At 27.4% G+C, this 23,010-nt stretch carries 20 protein-coding genes and 2 pseudogenes; 8 read left to right on the top strand and 14 right to left on the bottom strand.

All coding sequences use genetic code 11. The features are described 5' to 3' along the window. The 10 genes from IGS63_RS00725 to IGS63_RS00680 are packed head-to-tail and all read right to left on the bottom strand — an operon-like array spanning position 1 to position 9,454. The gene (locus IGS63_RS00725) at positions 1-990 is read right to left on the bottom strand and encodes an ornithine carbamoyltransferase (protein WP_190615144.1); all 990 of its coding nucleotides are present in this window, start codon (positions 988-990) and stop codon (positions 1-3) included. A gap of 51 nt (positions 991-1,041) precedes the next feature. After that, positions 1,042-2,238 (bottom strand): YgeY family selenium metabolism-linked hydrolase, encoded by a 1,197-nt coding sequence (locus tag IGS63_RS00720; protein ID WP_190615143.1) that lies wholly within the window; start codon positions 2,236-2,238, stop codon positions 1,042-1,044. Continuing rightward, positions 2,235-3,653, bottom strand: coding sequence for a PLP-dependent cysteine synthase family protein (locus IGS63_RS00715; RefSeq protein ID WP_190615142.1), 1,419 nt, complete (start codon positions 3,651-3,653; stop codon positions 2,235-2,237). Before IGS63_RS00715 ends, IGS63_RS00720 begins: the two co-directional genes overlap by 4 nt. Continuing rightward, the gene (locus IGS63_RS00710; protein WP_190615141.1) at positions 3,650-4,114 is read right to left on the bottom strand and encodes a nucleoside-triphosphatase; all 465 of its coding nucleotides are present in this window, start codon (positions 4,112-4,114) and stop codon (positions 3,650-3,652) included. Before IGS63_RS00710 ends, IGS63_RS00715 begins: the two co-directional genes overlap by 4 nt. Then, positions 4,108-4,905: an XdhC family protein gene (locus IGS63_RS00705; RefSeq protein WP_190615140.1), complete on the bottom strand. Its 798-nt coding sequence runs from the start codon at positions 4,903-4,905 to the stop codon at positions 4,108-4,110. The genes IGS63_RS00710 and IGS63_RS00705 overlap by 7 nt, the downstream gene beginning before the upstream one ends. A gap of 11 nt (positions 4,906-4,916) precedes the next feature. Beyond that, complete coding sequence (locus IGS63_RS00700) at positions 4,917-5,534, bottom strand: hypothetical protein (protein WP_190615139.1); 618 nt, start codon at positions 5,532-5,534, stop codon at positions 4,917-4,919. Continuing rightward, positions 5,531-6,361 (bottom strand): FAD binding domain-containing protein, encoded by an 831-nt coding sequence (locus IGS63_RS00695; protein WP_190615138.1) that lies wholly within the window; start codon positions 6,359-6,361, stop codon positions 5,531-5,533. Before IGS63_RS00695 ends, IGS63_RS00700 begins: the two co-directional genes overlap by 4 nt. After that, complete coding sequence (locus IGS63_RS00690) at positions 6,352-6,822, bottom strand: (2Fe-2S)-binding protein (protein ID WP_190615137.1); 471 nt, start codon at positions 6,820-6,822, stop codon at positions 6,352-6,354. The genes IGS63_RS00695 and IGS63_RS00690 overlap by 10 nt, the downstream gene beginning before the upstream one ends. Next, a complete protein-coding gene (locus IGS63_RS00685) occupies positions 6,812-8,881 on the bottom strand; it encodes a xanthine dehydrogenase family protein molybdopterin-binding subunit (RefSeq protein WP_190615136.1) in 2,070 nt (689 codons plus the stop codon). Before IGS63_RS00685 ends, IGS63_RS00690 begins: the two co-directional genes overlap by 11 nt. Further along, complete coding sequence (locus IGS63_RS00680) at positions 8,882-9,454, bottom strand: nucleotidyltransferase family protein (RefSeq protein WP_190615135.1); 573 nt, start codon at positions 9,452-9,454, stop codon at positions 8,882-8,884. It lies immediately after the preceding gene. A 364-nt stretch (positions 9,455-9,818) separates the two neighbouring features. On the opposite strand from IGS63_RS00680, the gene IGS63_RS00675 reads away from it, so the two are divergent. After that, positions 9,819-11,009: a pyridoxal phosphate-dependent aminotransferase gene (locus tag IGS63_RS00675; protein WP_190615134.1), complete on the top strand. Its 1,191-nt coding sequence runs from the start codon at positions 9,819-9,821 to the stop codon at positions 11,007-11,009. Between the two features lie 21 nt (positions 11,010-11,030). On the opposite strand, the gene IGS63_RS00670 is transcribed toward IGS63_RS00675, so the two are convergent. From IGS63_RS00670 to IGS63_RS00660, 3 genes are read right to left on the bottom strand one after another with little or no spacing between them, the layout of a single operon-like run. After that, positions 11,031-11,411, bottom strand: a complete 381-nt coding sequence (locus tag IGS63_RS00670) for an ATP-binding protein (protein WP_190615133.1) — start codon at positions 11,409-11,411, stop codon at positions 11,031-11,033. Continuing rightward, complete coding sequence (locus IGS63_RS00665; RefSeq protein ID WP_190615132.1) at positions 11,408-12,643, bottom strand: DUF5693 family protein; 1,236 nt, start codon at positions 12,641-12,643, stop codon at positions 11,408-11,410. Before IGS63_RS00665 ends, IGS63_RS00670 begins: the two co-directional genes overlap by 4 nt. After that, positions 12,643-13,548, bottom strand: coding sequence for an RluA family pseudouridine synthase (locus tag IGS63_RS00660; protein WP_190615131.1), 906 nt, complete (start codon positions 13,546-13,548; stop codon positions 12,643-12,645). The genes IGS63_RS00665 and IGS63_RS00660 overlap by 1 nt, the downstream gene beginning before the upstream one ends. 120 nt (positions 13,549-13,668) lie before the next feature. Here IGS63_RS00660 and IGS63_RS00655 point away from each other — a divergent pair, with 120 nt between their 5' ends. The 7 genes and pseudogenes from IGS63_RS00655 (at position 13,669) to IGS63_RS00630 (ending at position 21,218) form a co-directional block, all read left to right on the top strand. Then, entirely contained in the window at positions 13,669-14,358 is a 690-nt protein-coding gene (locus IGS63_RS00655) for a hypothetical protein (protein ID WP_190615130.1), read from the top strand. Between the two features lie 323 nt (positions 14,359-14,681). After that, the gene (locus IGS63_RS00650; protein ID WP_190615129.1) at positions 14,682-16,541 is read left to right on the top strand and encodes an ABC transporter substrate-binding protein; all 1,860 of its coding nucleotides are present in this window, start codon (positions 14,682-14,684) and stop codon (positions 16,539-16,541) included. An 88-nt stretch (positions 16,542-16,629) separates the two neighbouring features. After that, entirely contained in the window at positions 16,630-17,667 is a 1,038-nt protein-coding gene (locus tag IGS63_RS00645; RefSeq protein ID WP_190615128.1) for an ABC transporter permease, read from the top strand. 10 nt (positions 17,668-17,677) lie between these two features. Then, positions 17,678-17,800, top strand: a pseudogene (locus IGS63_RS11820) (ABC transporter permease); the annotation flags it as partial. 456 nt (positions 17,801-18,256) lie between these two features. Next, a pseudogene (locus IGS63_RS11815) lies at positions 18,257-19,003 on the top strand (ABC transporter permease); the annotation flags it as partial. An 11-nt stretch (positions 19,004-19,014) separates the two neighbouring features. Continuing rightward, the gene (locus IGS63_RS00635; protein WP_190615127.1) at positions 19,015-20,034 is read left to right on the top strand and encodes an ABC transporter ATP-binding protein; all 1,020 of its coding nucleotides are present in this window, start codon (positions 19,015-19,017) and stop codon (positions 20,032-20,034) included. Beyond that, entirely contained in the window at positions 20,034-21,218 is a 1,185-nt protein-coding gene (locus IGS63_RS00630) for an ABC transporter ATP-binding protein (protein WP_190615126.1), read from the top strand. Before IGS63_RS00635 ends, IGS63_RS00630 begins: the two co-directional genes overlap by 1 nt. A 33-nt stretch (positions 21,219-21,251) precedes the next feature. On the opposite strand, the gene IGS63_RS00625 is transcribed toward IGS63_RS00630, so the two are convergent. Then, positions 21,252-22,931, bottom strand: a complete 1,680-nt coding sequence (locus IGS63_RS00625) for a phospho-sugar mutase (RefSeq protein WP_190615125.1) — start codon at positions 22,929-22,931, stop codon at positions 21,252-21,254. Between the last annotated feature and the right edge of the window lie 79 nt (positions 22,932-23,010).

Genomic DNA, 23,010 nt, shown 5'->3' with positions numbered 1-23,010 from the left:
TTAGTATCTACCACCCATTAATAGGGTCATAATTGCTTTTGCTGTATGAAGTCTATTTTCGGCTTCATCATAAACTATTGAGCGTGGACCATCTATTACAGAATCTTCAACTTCATTTCCTCTATCAGCAGGTAGTGCGTGCATGAATACACCACTCTTGTCTAAAAGTTTCATTTTTTCTTCTGTGCACTTCCAATCTTTGTGTTTTGCTTGTTCAGCTCTTATTTCTTCTTCTTTATCGGAAATAAAGAATCCGCCCCAATTTTTAGGGAATACAACGTGTGCATCTACAAAAGCATCATCCATGTTGTTAGTTATATTTAATTTTCCACCATGATTTTCAGCGTTTTGTTTTGCAGTTTTTACTATATCTGGCATTAAATCAAAACCTTTTGGATATGCAAGAGTTACATCCATTCCAAACCTTGTAAATAATAATATTTGTGATTGAGGTACAGACAATGGTTTTAAATGACTTTCTGCGTAGCCCCAACTTATTCCTACTTTTAATCCCTTTAGATTATTACCAAATCTTTCTCTCATAGTCATTAAATCAGCCATTACTTGAAATGGATGGTATATATCATCCTGTAAGTTCATTAAAGGGGCTTTTGAGTTTTTAGCTATTGCATTTAAGTATTTGTTTCCTTCACCATAAGTACAGTGCCTAATTCCTATACCATCACCAAAACGGGATAGTATAACTCCTGTATCTTTAGCTACTTCACCATGAGAAACTTGCATTTTATCAGGAGATAAGAAGATACCATCACCGCCAAGTTGAGCTATTCCAGCTTGCATACTGTTTCTTGTCCTTGTTGATTGATCAAAAAACATTAAAAATAGAGTTTTATATAAAAGATATGGTGTTTGTTCTCCATATGAAAATTTAATTTTTAAATCTTTTGCTAAATCTAACATTATATTTAATTCTTCATTTGTAAAGTCTTGCGTTGTTATAAAATGTCTTCCTCTAAAGAATGTTGACATGTTATTCCTCCTTATATTAAATATGATTAAAACAATATTTTAGTTTTACAGTTAAGGTATCATATTAATGAGTGTTTTTGGAAAATTAGCATAAAATGCTGCTGCTTTAACTAAATGTTCTATTTCAACCTTTTCATTTGGTGCATGAGCATACTTTTCTTCTCCTGGACCAAATCCTATTGTTGGAATATTATAAACACCTGCTGTTACTGTTCCGTTTGTGCTAAAAGTCCATTTATCAACAACTGGATCTTCTTCAAAAGTTTTTATATATGTTTTAATTCCAGCTTGTATTATAGGAGAACTTTCATCAATTTCCCATGCAGGGAAAAATTTTTCTACGGGATATTTTATGCCTTTATAAGAAGGTCTACTGTATTCTAATTCAATTATTTCAGCTTTTACACCAGAACGTTTTATAGCAGTATTTAATTCTTTAAATATACTTTCTTTTGTATCATATGGGGTTATTCTTCTATCAAGTTGTATTTGACATTCATCTGGTACTGCATTTTGAGATGGTGATTTGAAAAATATTTGACTAACAACTACTGTTCCTTTTCCAAGAAATGGATGAGGTTTTAACTCTTCATTTAATTTTTCAATTTCATTTATTACTTTAGCCATTTTGTATATTGCATTTTCTCCACGTTCAGGTGCACTAGCATGAGCAGATATACCAGTAGTTTTAATTCGGAGTTCAATACGACCACGGTGACCTCTGTAAATATTTAGAGAAGTAGGTTCTGTTATAACAACAAAATCTGGTTTTAACTTTTCTTTTTCAATTAAATATCTCCAACACATTCCATCACAATCTTCTTCCATAACTGTTCCAGTTACATATACAGTGAAGTCATCCATTAAGTTTAATTCTTTTAATATCTTCATACCATATACTGCAGAACAAATGCCAGCTTTTTGATCTGATGCTCCTCTTCCATAAACATATTCAGCATCATTTTCTCCACTAAAAGGTTCTCTATCCCATAAGTTTTCATTTCCTACTTCTACAGTATCTATGTGTCCATCTATGGCTATTATCTTTTTTCCATTTCCTATTTTTCCAATTATATTTCCAAGTCCATCAGTTTTTATTTCATCAAAACCTACTTTTTCCATTTCTTTTTTTATAACTTCTATTACAGCACTTTCATCTGCAGAATAACTCTTTGCTCTTATTAAATTACTCATGAATTGAACAATTTCAGATTCATATTTTTTTGCTAAATCGAGTGCTTTGCTCATTTTTCCACCTCATACATTACTTTATGCAAACGTTCAGCATTTTTTTCTCTGTATTCTTTTATCTTTTCATCCATTTCAAAAACTTTATTTTGTTGTTCTTCCCAATATTTTTGATCTTTTTGTGCATTTATTTCTTCTATGGTTTTATTTTGTTGTTCTATCCATGTAAAGTATTTTAAATTATGCCATCTTTCTCTGTTATATTTTGTTCCTTCAAATACATGTGATGGTTCTGCAAACAAACAAATTCTTTCAGTTCTTGATTTTGCTTCACTCGTAGTTAACTTTCCAAATTCATCGTCTAATTGTTTCATAACTGAGTGATATCTTTCTATACTGTCAGTTGCAACTACAAAGATATTTTCATCTTCTTTCATATTGTAAAATTTTGCCATTTTTATAGCTGCTATTATATTTGCTACACCTGAAATACCAAGTTTAGTAGATATATTTTTAATATCTTTTTCCTTTAATGATTGTTTTAAATACTCTATTCCAACAGGATCTGTCATTACTTGAAGCATTTTTTTACTATCCATATCATCAACGAGTACGGTAGCATCCATATTCATTACATTGTGTATCCAAGTTACATGTTTATCTCCTATTCCTTGTATGTCATGTCCACCATATCCATTTAAAGAGATTGTAGGGCATTGAATAGGTTCCATTGCAACTATCTTTGTTTCAGGAAATAACTGTTTTAGTCTATCTCCACATGCAATTGTTCCAGCAGAACCAACTCCAAGAACTACAGCAGCAACTCTTTCGTTTCCTATTTTCTTTTCTTTTACAAGTTCTGCCATTGTATTTCCTGTTACGTGATAGTGAAATCTATAATTTCCAAATTCTTCAAATTGATTTAATATTCTAACATGTTCTGGGTCTTTTGTTTTTAATTCTTTGCTCTTATCGTAAATTTCTTTTACATTTGACTCACAACCAGGGGTTGCTATTACATCAGAACCATAACTTCTTATTATGTCAAATCTTTCTTTACTCATGAGTTCAGGTAATAATACTAATGAATTATAATTCATTCTACTACTAACCCATGCTCCGCCGATTCCATAATTTCCAGTTGATGGCCATATTAATTTATGAGTAGAAGGATCTACTTCATGAGTTACGGTTTTTTCTGCAAGGACAGAGTAAGTTGCACCAACTTTATGACTTCCAGATGGAAAATCTTTTGCATATAAAACGATTATATTTGCTTTTACACCAGTTAGTTCTTTTGGCATTTCAAAATAATAAATTTCATCATCTTTATCTCTCCAAGTTATATTGTATAAATTAATGGGATGAAGAGGATCTTTATCTTTCATTTCTATTGCTCTTTTTCTTAATTCAGGATCAATTTTCCAAGGATGAAGCATTTCTTCAAAAGTAGGACCTATTATTGGTGTTTTCATTTTATTACCTCCGTAATTATTTTATAATTTTTTATTTTAAATTCTTTTATAACATTTTGTATACAAGAACTTCTAATACATACATAAATTTCTATATTTTTCTTTAAAGCTTTTTTGAAACTCGTATAAAATCCTTTTTTTGATAATTCAAGAGGACCTATTTCGTCTATGTAGAGAGTTTTTTTGTTAATTAATGTTTCATCTATAATTTTATTTGCGAAAATAAAACCTTTTTTTGAAAAACTAAATCGACTTAATTTAAAAAGTTCATCATCAAACTTATCAATTGATATGAAGGGTATAATTTCATTGTTTGAAAGTCTAGTGAGATTGTAGCCATAAAATTCATTGTTTTTGTAAACTTTTATAGCTGCAAACCCATCACCCCCAGTTGTTTTAAAGATATTTATTAATTTTGTTGTTTTTCCAGAGTTTATTTCGCCACTTATTATATTTACCAAATTTTTCTCATCTTCTTTATTTGTTTTTTTTGATATTTTATTGATTGTATTTCTGATATTATTGAAATTGCTATTTCGTGGGGTGTTGGGCCACCGATATCTAAACCAACTGGTGTATGAAGTATTGATAAATCTGCATTTGATACTTCATCTTTTAGTTTTTTCACCATTAAATTTGCTTTTGTATCTGATGCAAGCATACCAATATACTTTGGTTTAGAGTTTAAATAAACATTTTTTAAAACCTCATAATCATGAGCGTGAGATGGTGTGGAAATAACTATATAACTATTATCTTCAATAATATTGTTTTTAAAAAAATCAGATACTGTAGAATTTATAGTTTTGTTTATATTTGGGAAATCATTAAATATTCCATCTCTTTCATCTATTACGGTTACAAAATAATTTAATGGATTTATATGGTATGTCAATGCTTTTCCAACATGGCCAGCACCAAAGATATAAAGCTTTTCTCCGCTACCAATATATTCATAAAATAAAGTTACATTTCCACCACATACCATTCCAGTGTTTTCAATTACTTTATTTTCTTCATTTAATGCATATTTGTGTAGTTCATTTTTTTTATTTTTTAAAAGGTCCAGTGCTTTTTTATAAGCAAATTCTTCAAGTGAACCACCACCAACAGTACCAATTCTTTTGTTTTTTGTTACCAACATTTTTATTCCAGGTGTTGCTGGACCAAATCCATCTTTTTCTACTACTGTTATCAAAATTCCATTTTCACCTTTTTTTTTAAGATTTAAAAGTTCTTCGTATATTTGCATTTATTCACCCCTTATCTCAAATTCAATTCTGCTAACATCGCAACTGAAAGAATGACTAAAGAAAGAGCTGGAGTAATTTTCATATTTTTAATTCTTTTAAATTCAGGTAATTTTATTTTTTTCATAAATGCATATATTATTATTGAATTTATTAAAGAGTCAATTATTAAAAAGTTCATTATTTCAATTAAGTTTTTACTTATTACGAAATTAGGAGCATTAAGAGGGATTTCAATAAAAGATAATAGTACAAAAGCTACTCTCCAAGACATGCTCATTGTAAATATGCTAGTAAAACTTTTTTTGTTTTTGAATAAATAAAGAAATGTAAATACGGCTAATCCTTCAAATAAAATTGAGATTGCTGGATTTATAGCCTTTATTGGATGAATTGGAAGTGCTAAATCCAATAATTTTATAGAAGCAGCTACCATTGAAACTTCAATCACTGTAAAAAGATTTTTTGTTTTTTTGTATGCCATATTCATAAATAAAAAAGCAAAAGCAAACATTACAAAACCCGCTATACCAGGAATAAAAACAGAAATAAAATGTAATCCATAACCAAGAGTTGCTTCAGTTAATCCCCAAAGAGCTCCAAAAAAAAGTACATAAAAAAATTTTTTCATCTTACCAACCCCCTTAAAAAATTTTCTAATAAGTTCAAAGATACGGTTTTTCTATATTTTGATGTTGATCTTAAATCATCTATTGGTTTTATTACTTCTGAATAAGAATTTAAAATTCTATTTATTCTTAAGTCATTTACTTTTTTATTTATTAAAGAATTTTCTAATTCTTTATTTCTAATAACGGTTGGACCAACTGCTCCAAAAGAAATTCTAATATCTTCAATTTTATTTTCATTATTTATATTGGCTAATCCTAGAAAAGAAATTTTTGATAGAGCATTTGATTTTCTTGTACCTACTTTTTTGTAATAAATATTATTAAAATTAATGTTTTTAAAGGATATTTTTGTTAAAATCTCATTTTCTTTTAATTTTATCTTTCCTGGTGAAATAATAAAATCATAAATTAAAACTTCTTGTATTGAATCATAAGATTGAAGAGTAAGTTTAGAATCTAAAGAATATAATAATGGTAATAAATCACCAGCTGGAGAAGCATTACATATATTCCCGCCAATAGTTCCTAAGTTTCTTATTGCTGGTGATGATATTTGAGAAGAGATATTTTTTATTATGTTTGGAAGATTAGAATGTATTAATTCTGATTGAGTTACACATGCTCCTATTTCAATTTTTTCATTTATTTTTATATTCTTTAATTCTTTTAAATCAGAGATAAAAATAACAGTATTTTTAATATTTGGAATAGATAAATTTTTGTATTTAACCATTAAGTCTGTTCCACCAGCGTATACAGTACAATTTAAATCATTTTTAATTTTTAAAGCTTCTTCTAAAGTTTTTGGTTTATAAGCTATTTCCATAAATTTTCACCTCTTTTGGAGGCTAATTTTATTCCATCGACTATCATATTGTATCCTGTACAACGACAAATGTTTCCAGATATCCCTTCTCTAATTTCTTCTTCTGTTGGTGTTGGATTTTTTGAAAGCAACGCTTCTGTTGCTATTACCATCCCTGGTGTACAAAATCCACATTGAACGGCTCCTGCTTCTTCAAAAGCTTCTTCTATTATTTTATATTTTTTATTTGTTTTGTAGCCTTCAATGGTTGTTATAGTTTTATTTTGGATATTACCAACTGCTACCATACAAGAATTAACTAACTTTCCATTTATTAATACTGCACATGCTCCACATTCACCTTCGCCACAGCCTTCTTTTACTCCTGTAACTTTTAAATCTCGTAAAACATCTAATAATCTTTTTAAAGGATTTACATCTAATGTTATTTCTTTTTTATCTAATATAAAATTAATTTTCATTATGCATCACTTCCATTATTTTTTCTGGTGTTAAAGGAATTTCATAAAATTCTTTATTTAAAGCATTCTGCACAGCTCCAACAAATGCAGGTGCTGCTCCAACTAATGGGAGTTCACCAGCTGCTTTTGCACCATAAGGACCTTCAATATAAGGATTTTCTATTAAACTACTGTGTATTTTTGGGAAATCTTTTGAAGTTGGAACTATATAATTGGTTAGGTTATTTTGCAGTATTTTTCCATTTTTTATGTTCATTACTTCTAAGTAAGAATAACCTAAACCTTGAACTATTCCGCCTTCTATTTGTCCTTTTATTATTTTGTTATCTATTGCTATTCCAACATCGTTAATAGTCCAAATATTATTTATTTCAACTTCTGCAGTTATATCATCTATTTCAACTTCAACTATGTCAATTCCCCACGAATAAGTTGGATAAGCATCACCTTTCATTTTTTCTTGATCCCATTTTATATAATTTGGCTGTTTATAATGTTTTTCAATAGTTATAACTTCTTTATCTAAATTATTTTTTAACTCATCAGCAGCATCTTTTAATAATTTTCCAACTACCATAATACTTCTTGAAGCAACTGTTGGACCAGAATCAGGAACTTTTAATGTATCTGGATTTTTAAATGTTATTTCATGATAAGATTTATTTAAAGCATGAGCAACTATCTTTCTAAAAGTTGTTTGAAGCCCTTGCCCCATTTCAACATTTGATACTAAAATTTCTATTTTATCTTTGTTTTTTTCCAATTTTACAGTTGCTTTTATTATGTCCCGTTCTCCACTTCCCGTAAATCCGCCACCATGAAAAAATAGTGAAATTCCAATTCCTTTATTTTTTTTATTTTTAAATTCTTCATATTTTTTATAATATTTTGATTCTTGCGTTATTTTTTTAATCATTTCTGGTAGTTTTATTTCATCTCTAAAAATTCCACCAGTTGATGTTGAATCACTTGTTTTCAATAAGTATTCCGTTTTTAAATCAAGTGGGTTTTTATTTAAATACATTGCAATATTATTCATATGTGTTTCTATTGCAAAAAAAGCCTGAGGTGCTCCAAATCCTCTAAATGCTCCATTTGGAACTGTATTAGTTTTTAAAGCTTTTCCTTTTACCCTTAAGTTTTTTATATTGTATACACCAATTGCGGCAAACATAGCTCTTTGAAGTACTACTTCGGATAATCCAGCGTACGCACCAGCATTTAAAGATATATCAACATCTATACCTGTAATTTTTTTATTTTTTAAAGATGTTTTTATAATAATTTTAGATGGATGTCTTTTTGTTGTACATATAATATCTTCTGCTCTATCATAAACAATTTTTACAGGATGTTTTGTTTTTAAAGCAGCAAGTGCTGCATGCCCAGCTATTAAAGATGGAAACTCTTCTTTTCCTCCAAAAGCTCCTCCGGTTGTTGTTTGGATTACTCTTGTATCAGAATTCATTAATTGATCAAGAGCATTTTTTACATAATATGGACATTGCATAGATCCATAAACAGTGATTTGATTATTTTCAATGTTTCCTATCATTCCTTGTGTTTCTAGATAGATTTGTTCTTGATATCCAGTTTTATAGGTTCTTTCAAAAATTTCATCACTTTCATCAAATGTTTTTTTTATATCTCCACTTTCAAAACTATACTTTTCAATTATTTCTTTACCTTCAAAATCAGCTTTTAATGATTTATAAGATACTTCTATGGCATTTTTTATTTTATTAACTTCTTCTTTGTCAGGACCAGCAATGAGTAAAATCGGTTCACCTATATAATTAACTTCATCTTCAGCTAAAAAAGGCATATCTTCTTTTATTATCTTTACAATATTTTTTCCTGGAATATCATTTTTATCTATTATGAAGTAATTTTCAGGTAGAATTGGGATTTTTATATTTAAAATTTTTCCATGAGATATACTTGATCGTAGAGTTGAAGCATAATAAAGTGATGGGAAATTAATATCATCAATGTATTTTGCTTTACCTGAAATTTTTTCCTTATTGTCTATTCTATTTACAGAGTCACTTATTTTCATTTACTCACCCCCTTTAAAGTATTTTTTTATATTTTCATAATCTTCTAATGTATCTATATCATTTATAATTGAGTCATCATTTATTTCTACAATTCTATATTCTCTTTTGTTTATAAAATAATTTAATGATAATGTATCTGGTTCTAATAGAATATCTGAAATCAAAGAACTATTCATTAATACAGGGTGTCCTTTTTTATTTCCAAATGCAGGTATTACTATATTTTCTTTATATTTTAATAAAGTTTCATATATATTTTTATTTAATTTTGGATAATCTCCTGGAGTTAAAAAAAATCTGTCATTTTTTACATGTTTTATACCTTCTTTTACTGAAGTAAACATGCCTTTAGGATAATTTTTATTATAATAAACTTGAACTTTTTTATATGATTTTACTAAGTCATAAACTTCTTCTGCTTTGTATCCGCAAACAACGATTATATTTTCACAAACATTTATCATTGATTCAACAGTGTGTTGAATAACAGTTTTACTGTTTAATTTTAAAGACATTTTCATAACACCTGTTCTTTTAGAATAACCACCAGCGAGTATAACTCCATCTACCATACTTATCCCTCCGAAAATTTACATAACTTTTCCCTAAAATTAACTGGGGTAATAATATAATAACACATTTTTAAATATTTTTGCAATATTTTAAATTATTTTTTAACAAAAAACAAGATAATATTTATAAAAAATTTGTTTTTGTAATAATTATAAAATTTTTGTGTGTAAATAATTACTTTTATTTATATAAAAATTAATGTGAAACTTATTAATAAAAAAATTTTTATTATATTTGAGTTATTAAGCATTACTTACTATAAATTAGGTTTATTTTACTTAAATCGAATGTTTTAATAATTGTTTTTTTTATAAAATAGTTGTATCATTCATAATGAAAAAATATAATTTGAGAGGTGAGTTTATGAAGTTTTCAGAAAGAGTTTTAAATATGCAAGAATCACCAATAAGAAAGTTGATTCCTTTTGCAGAAAAAGCCAAAAAAGCTGGGAAAAAAGTTTATCATTTGAATATAGGACAACCTGATTTAGAAACTCCAAAAGAATTTTTTAGTACTATAAGTAATCTTCCATCAAAAGTAATTGCATACTCTCATTCTGCAGGTATAATAGAATTGAGAGAAGCTTTTTCTAATTATTATAAAAAAATGAACATAGATTTTGATCCTGAAGATATAATTATAACAACAGGTGGAAGTGAAGCAATTGTTTTTTCTCTTGCTGCTATTTCAGATCCAAATGATGAAGTTATAGTAATAGAACCATTTTATGCTAATTATAAAGGTTTTGCTGAAATGTTAAATGTAAAACTTTTACCAGTTAGGGCTGTTCCTGAAAATGGATATGCAGTTCCACCAACTGAGGAATTTGAAAAGGTTGTAACTTCAAAAACTAAAGCAATTATATTTTCAAATCCATCAAATCCAACAGGTGCGGTTTATACTCGAGAAGAATTGCAAAGAATAGTTGATTTTGCAAAAAAACATGACTTATACATTATATCAGATGAAGTGTATAAGGAATTTACTTTTGATGGAACAAAACATGTTTCTATAATGGAATTTGAGGATAAAGAAAGATTTATAGTTGTTGATAGTATTTCAAAAAGATACAGTGGATGTGGAATGAGAATTGGGGTTTTTGCAACTAAGAATAAAGAATTGTATTCACAAGTAATGAAATTTGCACAATCAAGACTTTGTTCGCCTGTTGTTGAACAGTATGGAACTGTAGGAATATTGAATAATATTTCTGAAGAATATATGGAAAATGTAAAAAAAGAATATATGAAGAGAAGAGATATTGTTTATGAGGAACTTTCTAAAATTGAAGGATTATCTTTTGAGAAACCAAAAGGATCATTTTATGTTTCAGTTAAAGTACCAGTAGATAATACAGAAGAATTTATAAAATTTATGTTGAATGATTTTGATATAGATGGAGAAACTGTTATGGTAGCACCTTTAAATGGATTTTATGCTACTGAAGGAGCAGGACTTCAAGAATTAAGAATAGCATATGTTTTAGAACCATCAAAATTAAGAAGAGCATGTTATATTCTTGCTGAAGGAATTAAAGCTTATAATAATAAATAAAAAATAGCAACGATTTCGTTGCTATTTTTTAAATTTTATAGAGATAATATTTTTTTCTTCTTTTCTTATATAATTAAAATCATCACATAAATTTTTTATTATATGAAGTCCCAAACCTCCGCCTCTTGATAAAGATTGAGACAAGAAAAAATTGTCATCATTTAATTCGAGATATTCTTTTGGTATAGGATTACCAGAATTTTCTACTTGTAAATGTATTTCTTCATTATTAAAATAAATGTGTAATTTGCTTTTTTTTCCATATTTAAAAGAATTACTACCTATTTCGTCGACAGCCATTTGTAGTTTAAATATTAAATTATTATCATTTACTATTGACTTTACAAATTCCATAGCATTTTTGAGTTTTTCAATATTTAAATCTTCAACAGAGTACTTCATTTTCCACCTCTAAAATATTTTATAAGTTCAAAAACAAAAAATGTGAACAAATAAATGAATAAACCATTTAAAGTTCTTAAAATCCCTAAGTAAAGTGGTGTATGAAAATGCAGGAAAGTATCTAAAATTGACACTATTAACAATGTTCTAAAAAAAGAAACTATTATTCCCGTATTATTTAGATAATAAAAAGGGTATGATAAAAGTTCTTTTGTTCTTGGTCTTGCTATAAATATCTTTTCTATAATATCTCGCATTTTTCTTTCAAAGTTACTAACATAACTCCAGTTTCCACTTCTTAATATGTATATAATAGAAAAAAACATTATAAGTAATATAGTAATAAGATCAAATTTTTTTAAATTCTTTAACTTAAAATTTTTTAATTGGTTTATTATTTCAAATGAAAGTAAAGCTATTAATAGTACTTTTATACCTCTTAAAGAGTTTAATTTGTTTATTAATAAATAATCATATCCACTGAAGTATACCATAATTCCAAAAAAAATAGAAGAAAAAACTACCTTTAAAACATTTTTTTTAGAAATTTTATAATATACAATGAATGAAAAAATAGTTGCAGCTGTAACATAAGACCATGATTTAAATAATAATAAAGAAATTAAATAAATTATTGAAAAAAAAGGTAAATAAATATATATATTAAAGAATATTAAAAGAAAAAAAATATATTTTATTAAATGATTTGGTGAAAAATAAGATAAATCATTTATTGGTTTTTCATATTTTAAATTATTTTTAATTTTAAGTGTTAATTCATCTTTTCTTAATGTGTTTGGTATCCAAAAAACCTTTATTCTTCGCTCTTTTAAAGCTCTATGGAATCTTTGTACTATTATTTCATCATCGTATTTTTCTATTTCTTTTACTTTTATATAATGACAATATTTAAATTTATTTAGATCTAAAGCGGTTTCATTCTTTATTTTACTGAAATATTTATCAAAGTCAGAAAATTCTACTATAAATATTATATCATTATTTTTTATTAATTTATTTAAAAATTGTAAGTCATTTTTTTTTGAAATACTATTAAAATCTTTTAAAAAAACATAATTATTGTACTTATAATAAACGTAATTATTTAATTGAACTTTTTTAGGTTCAACAAATGAAAAGTATTTTGTATCACTTATATCTATAAATAAAGAGTAAAACGAAAAAAAAGACACAAATACTATAGAAATAATTATTATATATTTTTTTTTCATTATTTAATCCTTTTTATATTTTCAAAAACTTTTTCTAAATCAGAATAAAGAGGAGCATAAAAATCATATTTTTTATTTTTATAATCAAATTTTAAATTGTATGCATGTAAAAAAAATCTCTTTAAACCATATTTTTTTCTAAATATTTTATTGATTTCTTTATTTCCATAAAGATCATCGCCAATAATTGGGTGTCCAATATTTGAAAACTGAACTCTTATTTGATGTTTTCTACCTGTTAAAAGATGAACGTCTATATAAGAAAAAGTACCTTCGGGAAGATTTAATTCATCAATTAAAGAATAAGTTAATTTTGCATTTTTTTCATTAATTAAAGAGTTTAAAGTTCCTTTTGGTTTTAATTTTCCAAAAACTAAAGTTTTATAATACTTATCTGCTTTTCTTCCTGAGATTAAAGAACTTAAATCACGAGAAACCATTTTATTCTTTGCAATAACCAAAGTTCCAGAAGTTAATTTATCTAATCTATGAACAAGATGGGGTTCGAAAGGATTATTTGAATTTTTAGCATAATATTGCAATCCTTCTATTATAGTTACCATTTGTTCGCCTGTTCCAGGATGCATAGAAACTTTTGGAGGTTTATTTATTACAATGAAATCGTTATTTTCATATATGATATCGAATTTAAGTGGTCTTGCTTTCATTTCTGGTTTTTCTGGTCTTATAATATCTTCATTTTTTTCATTATAATATATTGAAATGATATCTCCTATTTTTATTTCATAATCATTTTTTTTAATTCTTTTTCCATTAACTTTTATATTTCCTTTTCTAAAAGATTTATATATAGCCCCTAATTTTATTTCTGAAAGATTATTTCTTATAAATTTATCTAACCTTTTATAATAATTTTTTTCATCAACTATTAATTGTTTTAACATTTTTTCCTCCAAATCAATTTTTAAAAATACATAGTGTATAATATCATATACAAGTTGTTTGTATTTTACAACTAAAAAATACTACTTTAATTATACAACAAAACATGGAGGTTTTTTATTATGTATAAGAAAACACTAGAAACTCTTTATAAATTTTTGGGTAAAGAATTATTAAAAAATGAAAATAGAAAGAAATTAGAAGAATCAATATTCAATAATTTAAAAACAGTATTGGATTTTAAAGAAATATATTCTTCTATAAAAGAATTAGAAAATTTTGAAGTTCAAAATTATTTATTAGAAATGTTAATGAGTAGTTTTTTTAATAAATTAAATATGGTTTATAAAGACAAAGAATTAATGTACGGTGAAAAAAAAATATCTATTGAATTAACTTCGAAAGCATTAGAATTTTTGATAGAAATAGCAGAGCTTTCAGAACCAAATACAGAATTGATATTTAATATTTTATCTAATGATATAGAATTAAGAGCAGAAGCAATAGCTTCAATTTTTTCAAATTCAAAAAATTTATGGGAAGAAGACGAAATTAATTCTTATTTAAAAAAACTAAAACCATTAACCCTTAAGTTTTTAATATTTTTATGTGAAGTAGAATTAACAACAACAGAAGAATTATTAAAAAAATTGAATTTAAAAAATAAAAAATCTGTATCAGCACTTGTTAGTGCTCTTTCGAGAAATGCACCAAAAGGAAAAGAAAAACTTGTTTTTAAAAATAACAATTCAATTAAAATTAATATGAAATATAAAAATATAATAATGAATGAATTAAAAAAAAGAGTTTAGTAAAATTGCTGAACTCTTTTTTTGTATTACTTCGGTACTATGAGTTAATTATAGTGTAATCATAAGTTAATTACAGTTCTTTTTTGATATATGTTAAAATATTAAATTTTTCAAAGGCTTTTAAAGACGTTTATTGATTAAAAAGAAACATTTTCTCTTTAATAATTAATAATCGTAAAATTAAATTAACTTACTTGCATTTTTAGAAATATTATGGTAGAATATCTCTGTATGGTTTGAAAGTTAGTTAAGTTAATTACACTTAACATTTTATTCAATCAAATTCATGTTTTTTCAAAAAATTCTCTAAGGGGGGAAAACGGATGAAGAAACTTTTTGTTCTTTTAACGGCATTACTCATGGTTACTGCTGTTTTTTCTAATGTTGTTAATCCAGACACTTATTTTAATGCAACAATAGGTGAACCGGATACATTAGACGTACATCAAGCTTATGATACGGCTAGTAGTGAAGTTATTTTTAATGTTTATGAAAACCTTGTTGAATACGATGGAGAAAGTATGTCTAAGTTTTTACCAAGACTTTCAACAGAAGTTCCATCAGTTGACAATGGATATTTAAAAGATGATGGTAAAACTTATGTTTTCCATATAAGAAAAGGCGTTAAATTCCACAATGGAAATGATTTAACTCCTTCAGACGTAGAATATACTTTTGAAAGAGCTTTATTAGCAGATCCAAGTGCAGGTCCTTTATGGATGGTTTTTGAAGCTTTATTTGGTTCAGGAACATATGATGTTGAATCAATGGTAAAAAAATATGCAGGTGTTGCATATAAAGATATGTTTGATGCTAAAGGTAATATTTTACCAAAATATAAAGATACATTAATTAACTTTTATAAAGATGTTATAGATCCTGTTGTAGAAGTTAAAGGCGACGATGTTTATATTCATTTAGCAGCTCCATTTGCAGCATTTTTAAATATAATTGCACAAGGTTCTTCTTGGGGAGCTATTCTTGATAAAGAATGGAGTGCAAGTATAGGTTTATGGGATGGAAATCCTGACGGATGGTGGAAGTATCACGATTGGAAAAAAGAAGATTCTCCACTTTATGCAAAAACAAATGGAACAGGTCCTTTCATGTTAGAATCATGGGATAGAACACAACAAAGAGTTACTCTTGTAAGAAATGATAATTATTGGAGAACACCTGCAAAACTTAAAAAAGTTATAATTGCTGGTATCGATGAATGGAGTACAAGAAAGGCTATGCTTGAAAAAGGTGAAGCAGATCAAATTTCAACTCCTGCAGAATTCCTTTCACAAGTAGAACAAAATCCAGATGTATTTGTTAAAAGAGGTCTTTCATCAGTATCAATTACAGCTCTTTCATTTAATTGGAGTGTAAAAGCAGATTCTAAATATATAGGTTCTGGTAAATTTGATGGACAAGGTATACCAACTAACTTCTTTGAAGATCAAAATGTAAGACTTGGTTTTGCTTACTCATTTGATTATCAAGCATTTATAAAAGAAGTATTAGATGGTGAAGGTTATCAAACACCAACAGTTCTTCCACAAGGATTCTTGGGATACAATGATAATCTACCTAAATTTAAATTTGATCTTAAATTAGCAACAAAATATTTCAAGAGAGCATATAGAGGTAAATTATGGCAAAGAGGATTCAAGATGACCATTCTTTACAACACAGGTAACAAAGCAAGACAAAAATCAGCAGAAATTTTAAGAGATAATTTAAAGAAAATCAATCCTAAATTTGATTGTGAAGTTAAAGGTGTTCAATGGCCAACATTCCTTGATGCAAGAAAAAATGGAAAAATGCCAGTTTATATAATTGGTTGGTTAGCTGATTATCCTGATCCACATAACTTCATCTTTACATATTATGATAGCAATGGAGATTATGGATCATACTATGGTGCTAACTTTGCAGAATTTGCAAATAAACCACAACCAGATTTTGGTGCAAAATCATTAAATAAAATGATTGAAGATGCAGCAAAACATCCTGATCCATCTGTAAGACAAAAACTTTATGAACAAATTCAAAAATTTGTAAATAAATATGCTGTAAGTATGCCACTTTATCAACCATATGGTTCAAGAGTACAAAGAAAATGGGTTAAAGGTTGGGTAAGAAATCCAATATGGCCAGGTACTAATTATTATCCACTTTATAAATCAGATAAATAATAAAAATTAAATACTTAAGGGAGGGGCGGTAGCCCCTTCCTTATTTTCTTTTTCAAGTTAATAAAACATTAACCGGAGGTGAAAAGTTTTGACGTCATATATCATTAGGAGGTTGCTTTTGTTACCACTAATAATGCTTGGGGTAACTTTAATTGTTTTTTCTATTATGCAACTTCTTGGTTCAGATCAACTTCTTTCAGCTTATGTGGATGCAAATGCAATTGATAAAATGTCTCCAGCTGAAATGGAAGCTGTAAAAGAGAAGTATGGATTAAATGATCCATGGTATATTAGATATGGAGTATGGTTAAATGGAATTTTACATGGAGATTTAGGATGGTCAATTGTTGGTAAAGATAAAGTTTCAAAAGCCATTTTAGAAAGATTTCCATATACAGTAGAACTAGCACTTTATGCAATACTTCCTATAATTGCAGGTGGTATTTGGCTCGGAATAAAAGCGGCAGTTCATCATAATAAATTTGCTGATCATTCAATAAGAATTTTTGCATTGATTGGTTGGTCGCTGCCTGATTTTGTCTTTGGTTTATTAATATTAATGATTTTTTATGTAGGATTGGGATGGTTCCCACCTGGAAAACTTGGAGTTAATGCAGAAGCAGTAGTAGCTTCTCCTGAATTTCATAGATATACGAAATTATTAACTATAGATGGATTATTGAATGGGAGACTTGACATTTTTTGGGATGCATTGAGACATCTCATAGGACCTATATTAACAATGGCTTATTTATGGTGGGCTTATCTTCTTAGAATTACAAGAGCTTCTATGCTTGAAGTTTTAAGGAAAGATTATATAAGAACAGCAAGAGCAAAAGGACTTTCTGAAAATGTTGTTATTAACAAACATGCAAAGAAAAATGCTTTAATTCCTGTTACTACAGTTGCTGGTCAAATGGTTATAGGTCTTCTTGGTGGTGCTGTTATAGTTGAAACTGTTTTTAACAGACCAGGAATAGGTAGATTTGCAGCACAAGCTGCACAACAATTAGATTATGGTTCAATAATGGGTAGTCTATTGTTCTCTTCTGGAATACTCGTTTTTGGTAATCTTGTTATTGATATAGTCTATGCAATTGTAGATCCAAGAATTAGATTAGGGTAGGTGAGAATTGATGAATAATGAAGAAATAAAAAGAATGCTGAGAAAATTTTATAAAAATCCATCTGCCATGTTTGGTTTATTTTTATTAATTGGTTTTATAATAATAGGAATATTGGCACCTGTTCTTGCACCTGTTTCAATACCTAATGATTCAGATTTAGAAGATATTTCAAATTATTTAGCAAATTATACAGAAGATAAAAAACAAGATATATTGGATTCTTTTCAATCTTATTATGAATTATCATATGATTTTTATTTAACTGATTATGATACTATAATGGATTTAAAAGATAAATTAATTAAATATAAAAGCAATAAATTATCAAAGAAAGATTTTTCTGAATTTTTATTAAGTCTTGCAGATGAATATATAATTGATCAAAGTTATGTTGATCAATTAAACAGTGGAGATAAAAAAGTTATTAATGAATTAAATTCATTGGTAAAGACTTATGAAACAAAGAAAAAAGAAGCTTCAAAGGAAAAATCAAGAATAGAACAATTAAGTAATTCAAAAAATTTTGAAAGTGATGCTCATAAGATATACAATGAGCTTTATAAAAGTTATGTAAAATCCATAAATTTTGATCCATATTTAATGCCTAATGTAACACTTTCATCAAAACCTGAACCACCTTCAAAAGATCACCCTTTTGGAGTTAGTAATGGTAAAGATATATATTATGGAGTTATTTGGGGAGTTAGAACAGGATTTAAAATTGGATTAATTGTTGTTATTTCTGGAACAATAATAGGTTTATTTATAGGATCTATTTCTGCTTATTTTGGTGGCTGGATAGATGAAGTATTAATGAGAATTACAGATATTTTTATGTCTATTCCATTTTTACTTGCTGCAATGGTATTAACTACAATTCTTGGAACAGGATTGGATAAAGTTATGATTGCACTCGTTGTGTTTGGTTGGATGGGAACTGCAAGGCTTATAAGAGGTAATATTTTACAAACAAAAAATGAACAATATGTACTTGCTGCAAAAGCACTTGGAGTATCTGATGCAAAAATAATAGTTAAACATATATTACCAAATACAATTTTCCCTGTAGTTGTACAGGCTTCTATGAGAATTGGTTCAATGGTTATAACAGCTGCTGGTTTGAGTTTTCTTGGTGTTGGTGCTCCTCAAGGTTATGCTGACTGGGGTTCTGTTTTAACTTATGCAAGAGATTGGATGCTTGGTGGTGGAAGTAATGCATTACAATATTGGTATACAATAACCTATCCAGGTATAGCAATGGTTCTTTTTGTTCTTGCATGGAATCTTGTTGGTGATGCATTGAGAGACATCTTTGATCCAAAACTCAGAATGTAAGGAGGTTTGTTATGTCGACAAAAAAAGATGAACCAATCTTAAAGGTTAGAAATTTAAAAACATATTTTAAAACTGAAGACGGAATTGTAAAAGCTGTAAATGGATTATCTTTTGATTTATATCCAGGTGAAACATTATCTATTGTTGGTGAATCTGGATCAGGTAAATCAGTTACATCATTGAGTATAATGAGACTTTTGGATGAAAATGGATTTATTCCAGAAGGAGAAATTATATATAAAGGAAAAGATATAACAAAATTTTCTGATAAAGAAATGAGACACGTTAGAGGTAATGAAATTTCTATGATTTTCCAAGAACCAATGACAGCATTAAATCCTGTTTTTACAATAGGAGAACAAATGATGGAAATGATGGAACTTCATATGAATTTAAAAGGGAATGAAGCTAAAAATAGAGCTATTGAACTTTTAAGAAAAGTTGGAATACCTGAACCAGAAGAGAGAGTTGATCAATATCCACATGAACTTTCTGGAGGTATGAGACAAAGAGCTATGATTGCTATGGCACTTTCTTGTAATCCTGAAGTTTTAATAGCAGATGAACCTACAACAGCACTTGATGTTACTATACAAGCACAAATTCTTGAATTAATGAAAGATTTGCAAAAAGAATATGGTATGGCTATTATTTTTATAACACATGATCTTGGTGTTGTTGCTGAAATATCTGATAGAGCAGTTGTTATGTATGGTGGTGAAGTTGTTGAAAGTAGTGATATAATAACTGTTTTTAAAAAAACAAAGCATCCATATACATGGGGATTAATGAATTCAATCCCAAAGATAGAAGAAGATGTTGAAAGACTTTGGGCAATTCCAGGAAATGTTCCAACTCCTTTAAACTTTCCAAAGGGATGTAAATTTTCAAATAGATGTTTTTTAGCAGATGAAAAATGTAAAAAACAACAACCTGAATTAGAAGAAATTGAAAATGGTCATATAGTTAGATGTTGGCATGTTGATAAATTGGTTAAAGAAATTCAAAAGGTAAAGGGGGAGAATAAATAATGGCTGAAAAAAAGATTTTACTTGAAGTTGAAAATTTAAAAAAATACTTCCCCGTAAAAGCAGGAGTTTTTAAAAGAGTAGTTGCACAAGTAAAAGCGGTTGATGATATATCTTTTAAGGTATATGAAGGTGAAACATTAGGATTAGTTGGAGAATCTGGATGTGGAAAAAGTACGAGTGGTATGTCAATTTTAAGACTTTTAAATCCAACTTCAGGAAGAATTTTGATAGAAGGGCATGATACAACACCATGGTTTATGAATTCTTTTGAATCAAAAAAATATATAAAGAAAACTTATGTTGAAAGATTTGATGAATTAAAAAACAAATTAGGAAATGAAAAAAAAGTAATAGAAACACTTGAAAAAGATGTTGATAAAAAATATGCAAAAATATATTTTAAAGATGGATATCATGGTTTACATGAAGAAATGTTATCTAATATACATGAAAAAAGACTTTTCTTTAGAAAAAATGCTCAAATAATTTTTCAAGATCCTTATTCATCATTGAATCCTCGTATGAGAATTAAAAATATAATTGCCGAAGGTATGATTACTCATGGAATTGCTGATTCAAAAGAAGCAACTGAAATAGTTGGAGATTTATTGGAAAAAGTTGGTTTATCAAGAGAATATTTATATAGATATCCTCATCAATTTTCAGGTGGTCAAAGGCAAAGAGTAGGAATTGCAAGAGCACTTGCTTTAAAACCAAAGTTAATAGTTGCTGATGAAGCGGTATCTGCTTTAGACGTTTCTGTACAATCACAAATTTTAAATTTAATGTATGATTTACAAAAAGAATTTAATCTTACATATGTTTTTATTGCACATGATCTTGCTGTTGTTAAGCATATAAGTGATAGAATTGCTGTAATGTATCTTGGTAAAATAGCTGAATTGACTTCAAAAGAAGAACTGTTTGATAATCCATTACATCCATACACAGTATCTTTGATGTCAGCTATTCCTATGCCAGATCCAGAATACAAGAAAGAAAGAGTTATTTTACAAGGAGATGTTCCAAGTCCATTAAATCCTCCTTCAGGATGTAGATTTCATACAAGATGTCCAATAGCAAAAGATATTTGTTCTAAAAAAGAACCACCATTAAAAGAAATTAGTCCAGATCATTTTGTTTCTTGTCATTTTCCAGGAGAATTTAAAGTAAAACTAAAATAATTGAAAAAAGAAGTGTTCTAAGAACACTTCTTTTTAATTTATTAAGTTAAAAATAATTAATTCTACATCGGAAATTAAATTAAGAGCTTTTTCTTCAGAATCAGAATTAACTAGTATATAAAACTTTATCTTTGGCTCTGTTCCTGAAGGCCTTGCTATTAACTTTATACTTCCATATCTTAATTCTATTACATTGGATTTTGGAAGATTATTGTGTCCTTTGTTATAATCAATAGTTTCTAAAAGTCTAAAAGAACTTATTTTTATTGGAGGTTCATTTTTTATTTTTTCCATAATATTTCTTATTTTTTGAGCTCCAGAATATCCTTCAAAGGTAAAAGTCATTAATTTTTCTTTATAATATCCATATTTTTCATACAATTCATTTAAGTACATCTTCAAAGTTTTTTCTTCTTTTTTTAATTCTGAAGCCATAACAGAAATTAAAGCTGAAGCAATTACAGCATCTTTATCTCTTGCATGTTCATTTGCTAAGTATCCATAACTTTCTTCGAATCCAAAAATAAATTTATTTTTTCTATTGAATTTATATTCTTCTATTTTTTCTCCTATAAATTTGAATCCCGTTAGTGTTTCATCAACTGATACATTAAAATGTTGAGCAATTGGCTTAATCATATCTGTAGAAACAATAGTTTTTACTATTATTCCATTTTGAGGTAATAAGTTGTGTAACTTTAATTTTGAAAGAATAAAATGTGAAAGCATAATTCCCATTTCGTTTCCATTAAAAGAAATATAATCATTATTATATTTTTCGAAAACTCCAATTCTATCTGAATCTGGATCTGTTGCTAAAACAATATCAGCATTACTTTTTTTTGCGAGACTTAGTCCAAGTTTAAAGGCTTCTTTTTCTTCAGGATTTGGTGATTTTACTGTAGAAAAATTTATATCTCTTTTTGCTTGTTCTTCAACTATTTCAATATTAAAATCTAATTTTTTTAAAATTTCAGAAACTGGTTTGAATCCAGTACCATGCAAAGGGGTATACACTATTTTTAAATTATTGTTTATTTCTGGAACTAATGTACGAACATAACCTTCAACTTCATCTATATAATTATTGTATACTTCATTATCTAATTCAATTATTTTTTCATTGTTTATACCTTCTTCATATTTTATAATGTTTATATCTTTAAAATAGTCTAGTTTATTCACTTCTTCAATTATTTTTTCAGCGATATTTGGTACTGCTTGGACACCATTTGAAGTATATACTTTATACCCATTATATTCTGCTGGATTGTGGCTAGCAGTAATAACTATTCCACCATCAGCTTTAAGATATCTTACAGCGTAAGATAAAATAGGTGTTGCTGTTGGTTCAGAAAATAAATATACATTTATTCCATTTGCTGCAAATACTTGTGCTGCATTTTTTGCAAAATAATCAGACTTATTCCTTGTATCATAAGCTATTACTATTGAAGGAAAATCTTTTATTTTTTTTAAGTAATTTGCAAAACCTTGTGAAGCTCTTGCTACAGTATAAAAGTTCATTCTGTTACTACCTATACCTATTTTTCCTCGCATTCCACCTGTTCCAAATTCCAAATCTTTATAAAATCTATCTATTAATTCATTTTCATTAGATTTTATAGTGAGTAATTCATTTTTTAAAGAATCATCAACATTATTTAGCCAAAGATCAAAAGTTTTATAAGATTTTATTTTTACATCATCCATTTTTATCACCTCGTATAATACACTCTTATAAATATATTATACTCCAATAAAAAAATTTTTTCAAAAATGTTGTAGAATT

The sequence above is a fragment of the Tepiditoga spiralis genome (assembly GCF_014701195.1).
GTDB classification, from domain to species: Bacteria; Thermotogota; Thermotogae; order Petrotogales; family Petrotogaceae; genus Tepiditoga; species Tepiditoga spiralis.
Note: the sequence above shows the minus strand (reverse complement) of the source record. Positions and strands in the feature narration are given on the sequence as shown.

Bases quoted from the DNA above. Each gene is read 5' to 3' on its own strand.
- IGS63_RS00720 (WP_190615143.1), bottom strand. From the start codon at position 2,238: ATGAGCAAAGCACTCGATTTAGCAAAAAAATATGAATCTGAAATTGTT.
- IGS63_RS00655 (WP_190615130.1), top strand. From the start codon at position 13,669: ATGTATAAGAAAACACTAGAAACTCTTTATAAATTTTTGGGTAAAGAA.
- IGS63_RS00680 (WP_190615135.1), bottom strand. From the start codon at position 9,454: ATGGTAGATGGAGTTATACTCGCTGGTGGTTATTCTAAAAGAACAGGT.
- IGS63_RS00630 (WP_190615126.1), top strand. From the start codon at position 20,034: ATGGCTGAAAAAAAGATTTTACTTGAAGTTGAAAATTTAAAAAAATAC.
- IGS63_RS00705 (WP_190615140.1), bottom strand. From the start codon at position 4,905: ATGCAAATATACGAAGAACTTTTAAATCTTAAAAAAAAAGGTGAAAAT.
- IGS63_RS00650 (WP_190615129.1), top strand. From the start codon at position 14,682: ATGAAGAAACTTTTTGTTCTTTTAACGGCATTACTCATGGTTACTGCT.
- IGS63_RS00695 (WP_190615138.1), bottom strand. From the start codon at position 6,361: ATGGAAATAGCTTATAAACCAAAAACTTTAGAAGAAGCTTTAAAAATT.
- IGS63_RS00635 (WP_190615127.1), top strand. From the start codon at position 19,015: ATGTCGACAAAAAAAGATGAACCAATCTTAAAGGTTAGAAATTTAAAA.
- IGS63_RS00725 (WP_190615144.1), bottom strand. From the start codon at position 990: ATGTCAACATTCTTTAGAGGAAGACATTTTATAACAACGCAAGACTTT.
- IGS63_RS00685 (WP_190615136.1), bottom strand. From the start codon at position 8,881: ATGAAAATAAGTGACTCTGTAAATAGAATAGACAATAAGGAAAAAATT.
- IGS63_RS00665 (WP_190615132.1), bottom strand. From the start codon at position 12,643: ATGAAAAAAAAATATATAATAATTATTTCTATAGTATTTGTGTCTTTT.
- IGS63_RS00675 (WP_190615134.1), top strand. From the start codon at position 9,819: ATGAAGTTTTCAGAAAGAGTTTTAAATATGCAAGAATCACCAATAAGA.
- IGS63_RS00670 (WP_190615133.1), bottom strand. From the start codon at position 11,411: ATGAAGTACTCTGTTGAAGATTTAAATATTGAAAAACTCAAAAATGCT.
- IGS63_RS00625 (WP_190615125.1), bottom strand. From the start codon at position 22,931: ATGGATGATGTAAAAATAAAATCTTATAAAACTTTTGATCTTTGGCTA.
- IGS63_RS00715 (WP_190615142.1), bottom strand. From the start codon at position 3,653: ATGAAAACACCAATAATAGGTCCTACTTTTGAAGAAATGCTTCATCCT.
- IGS63_RS00690 (WP_190615137.1), bottom strand. From the start codon at position 6,822: ATGAAAATTAATTTTATATTAGATAAAAAAGAAATAACATTAGATGTA.
- IGS63_RS00700 (WP_190615139.1), bottom strand. From the start codon at position 5,534: ATGAAAAAATTTTTTTATGTACTTTTTTTTGGAGCTCTTTGGGGATTA.
- IGS63_RS00660 (WP_190615131.1), bottom strand. From the start codon at position 13,548: ATGTTAAAACAATTAATAGTTGATGAAAAAAATTATTATAAAAGGTTA.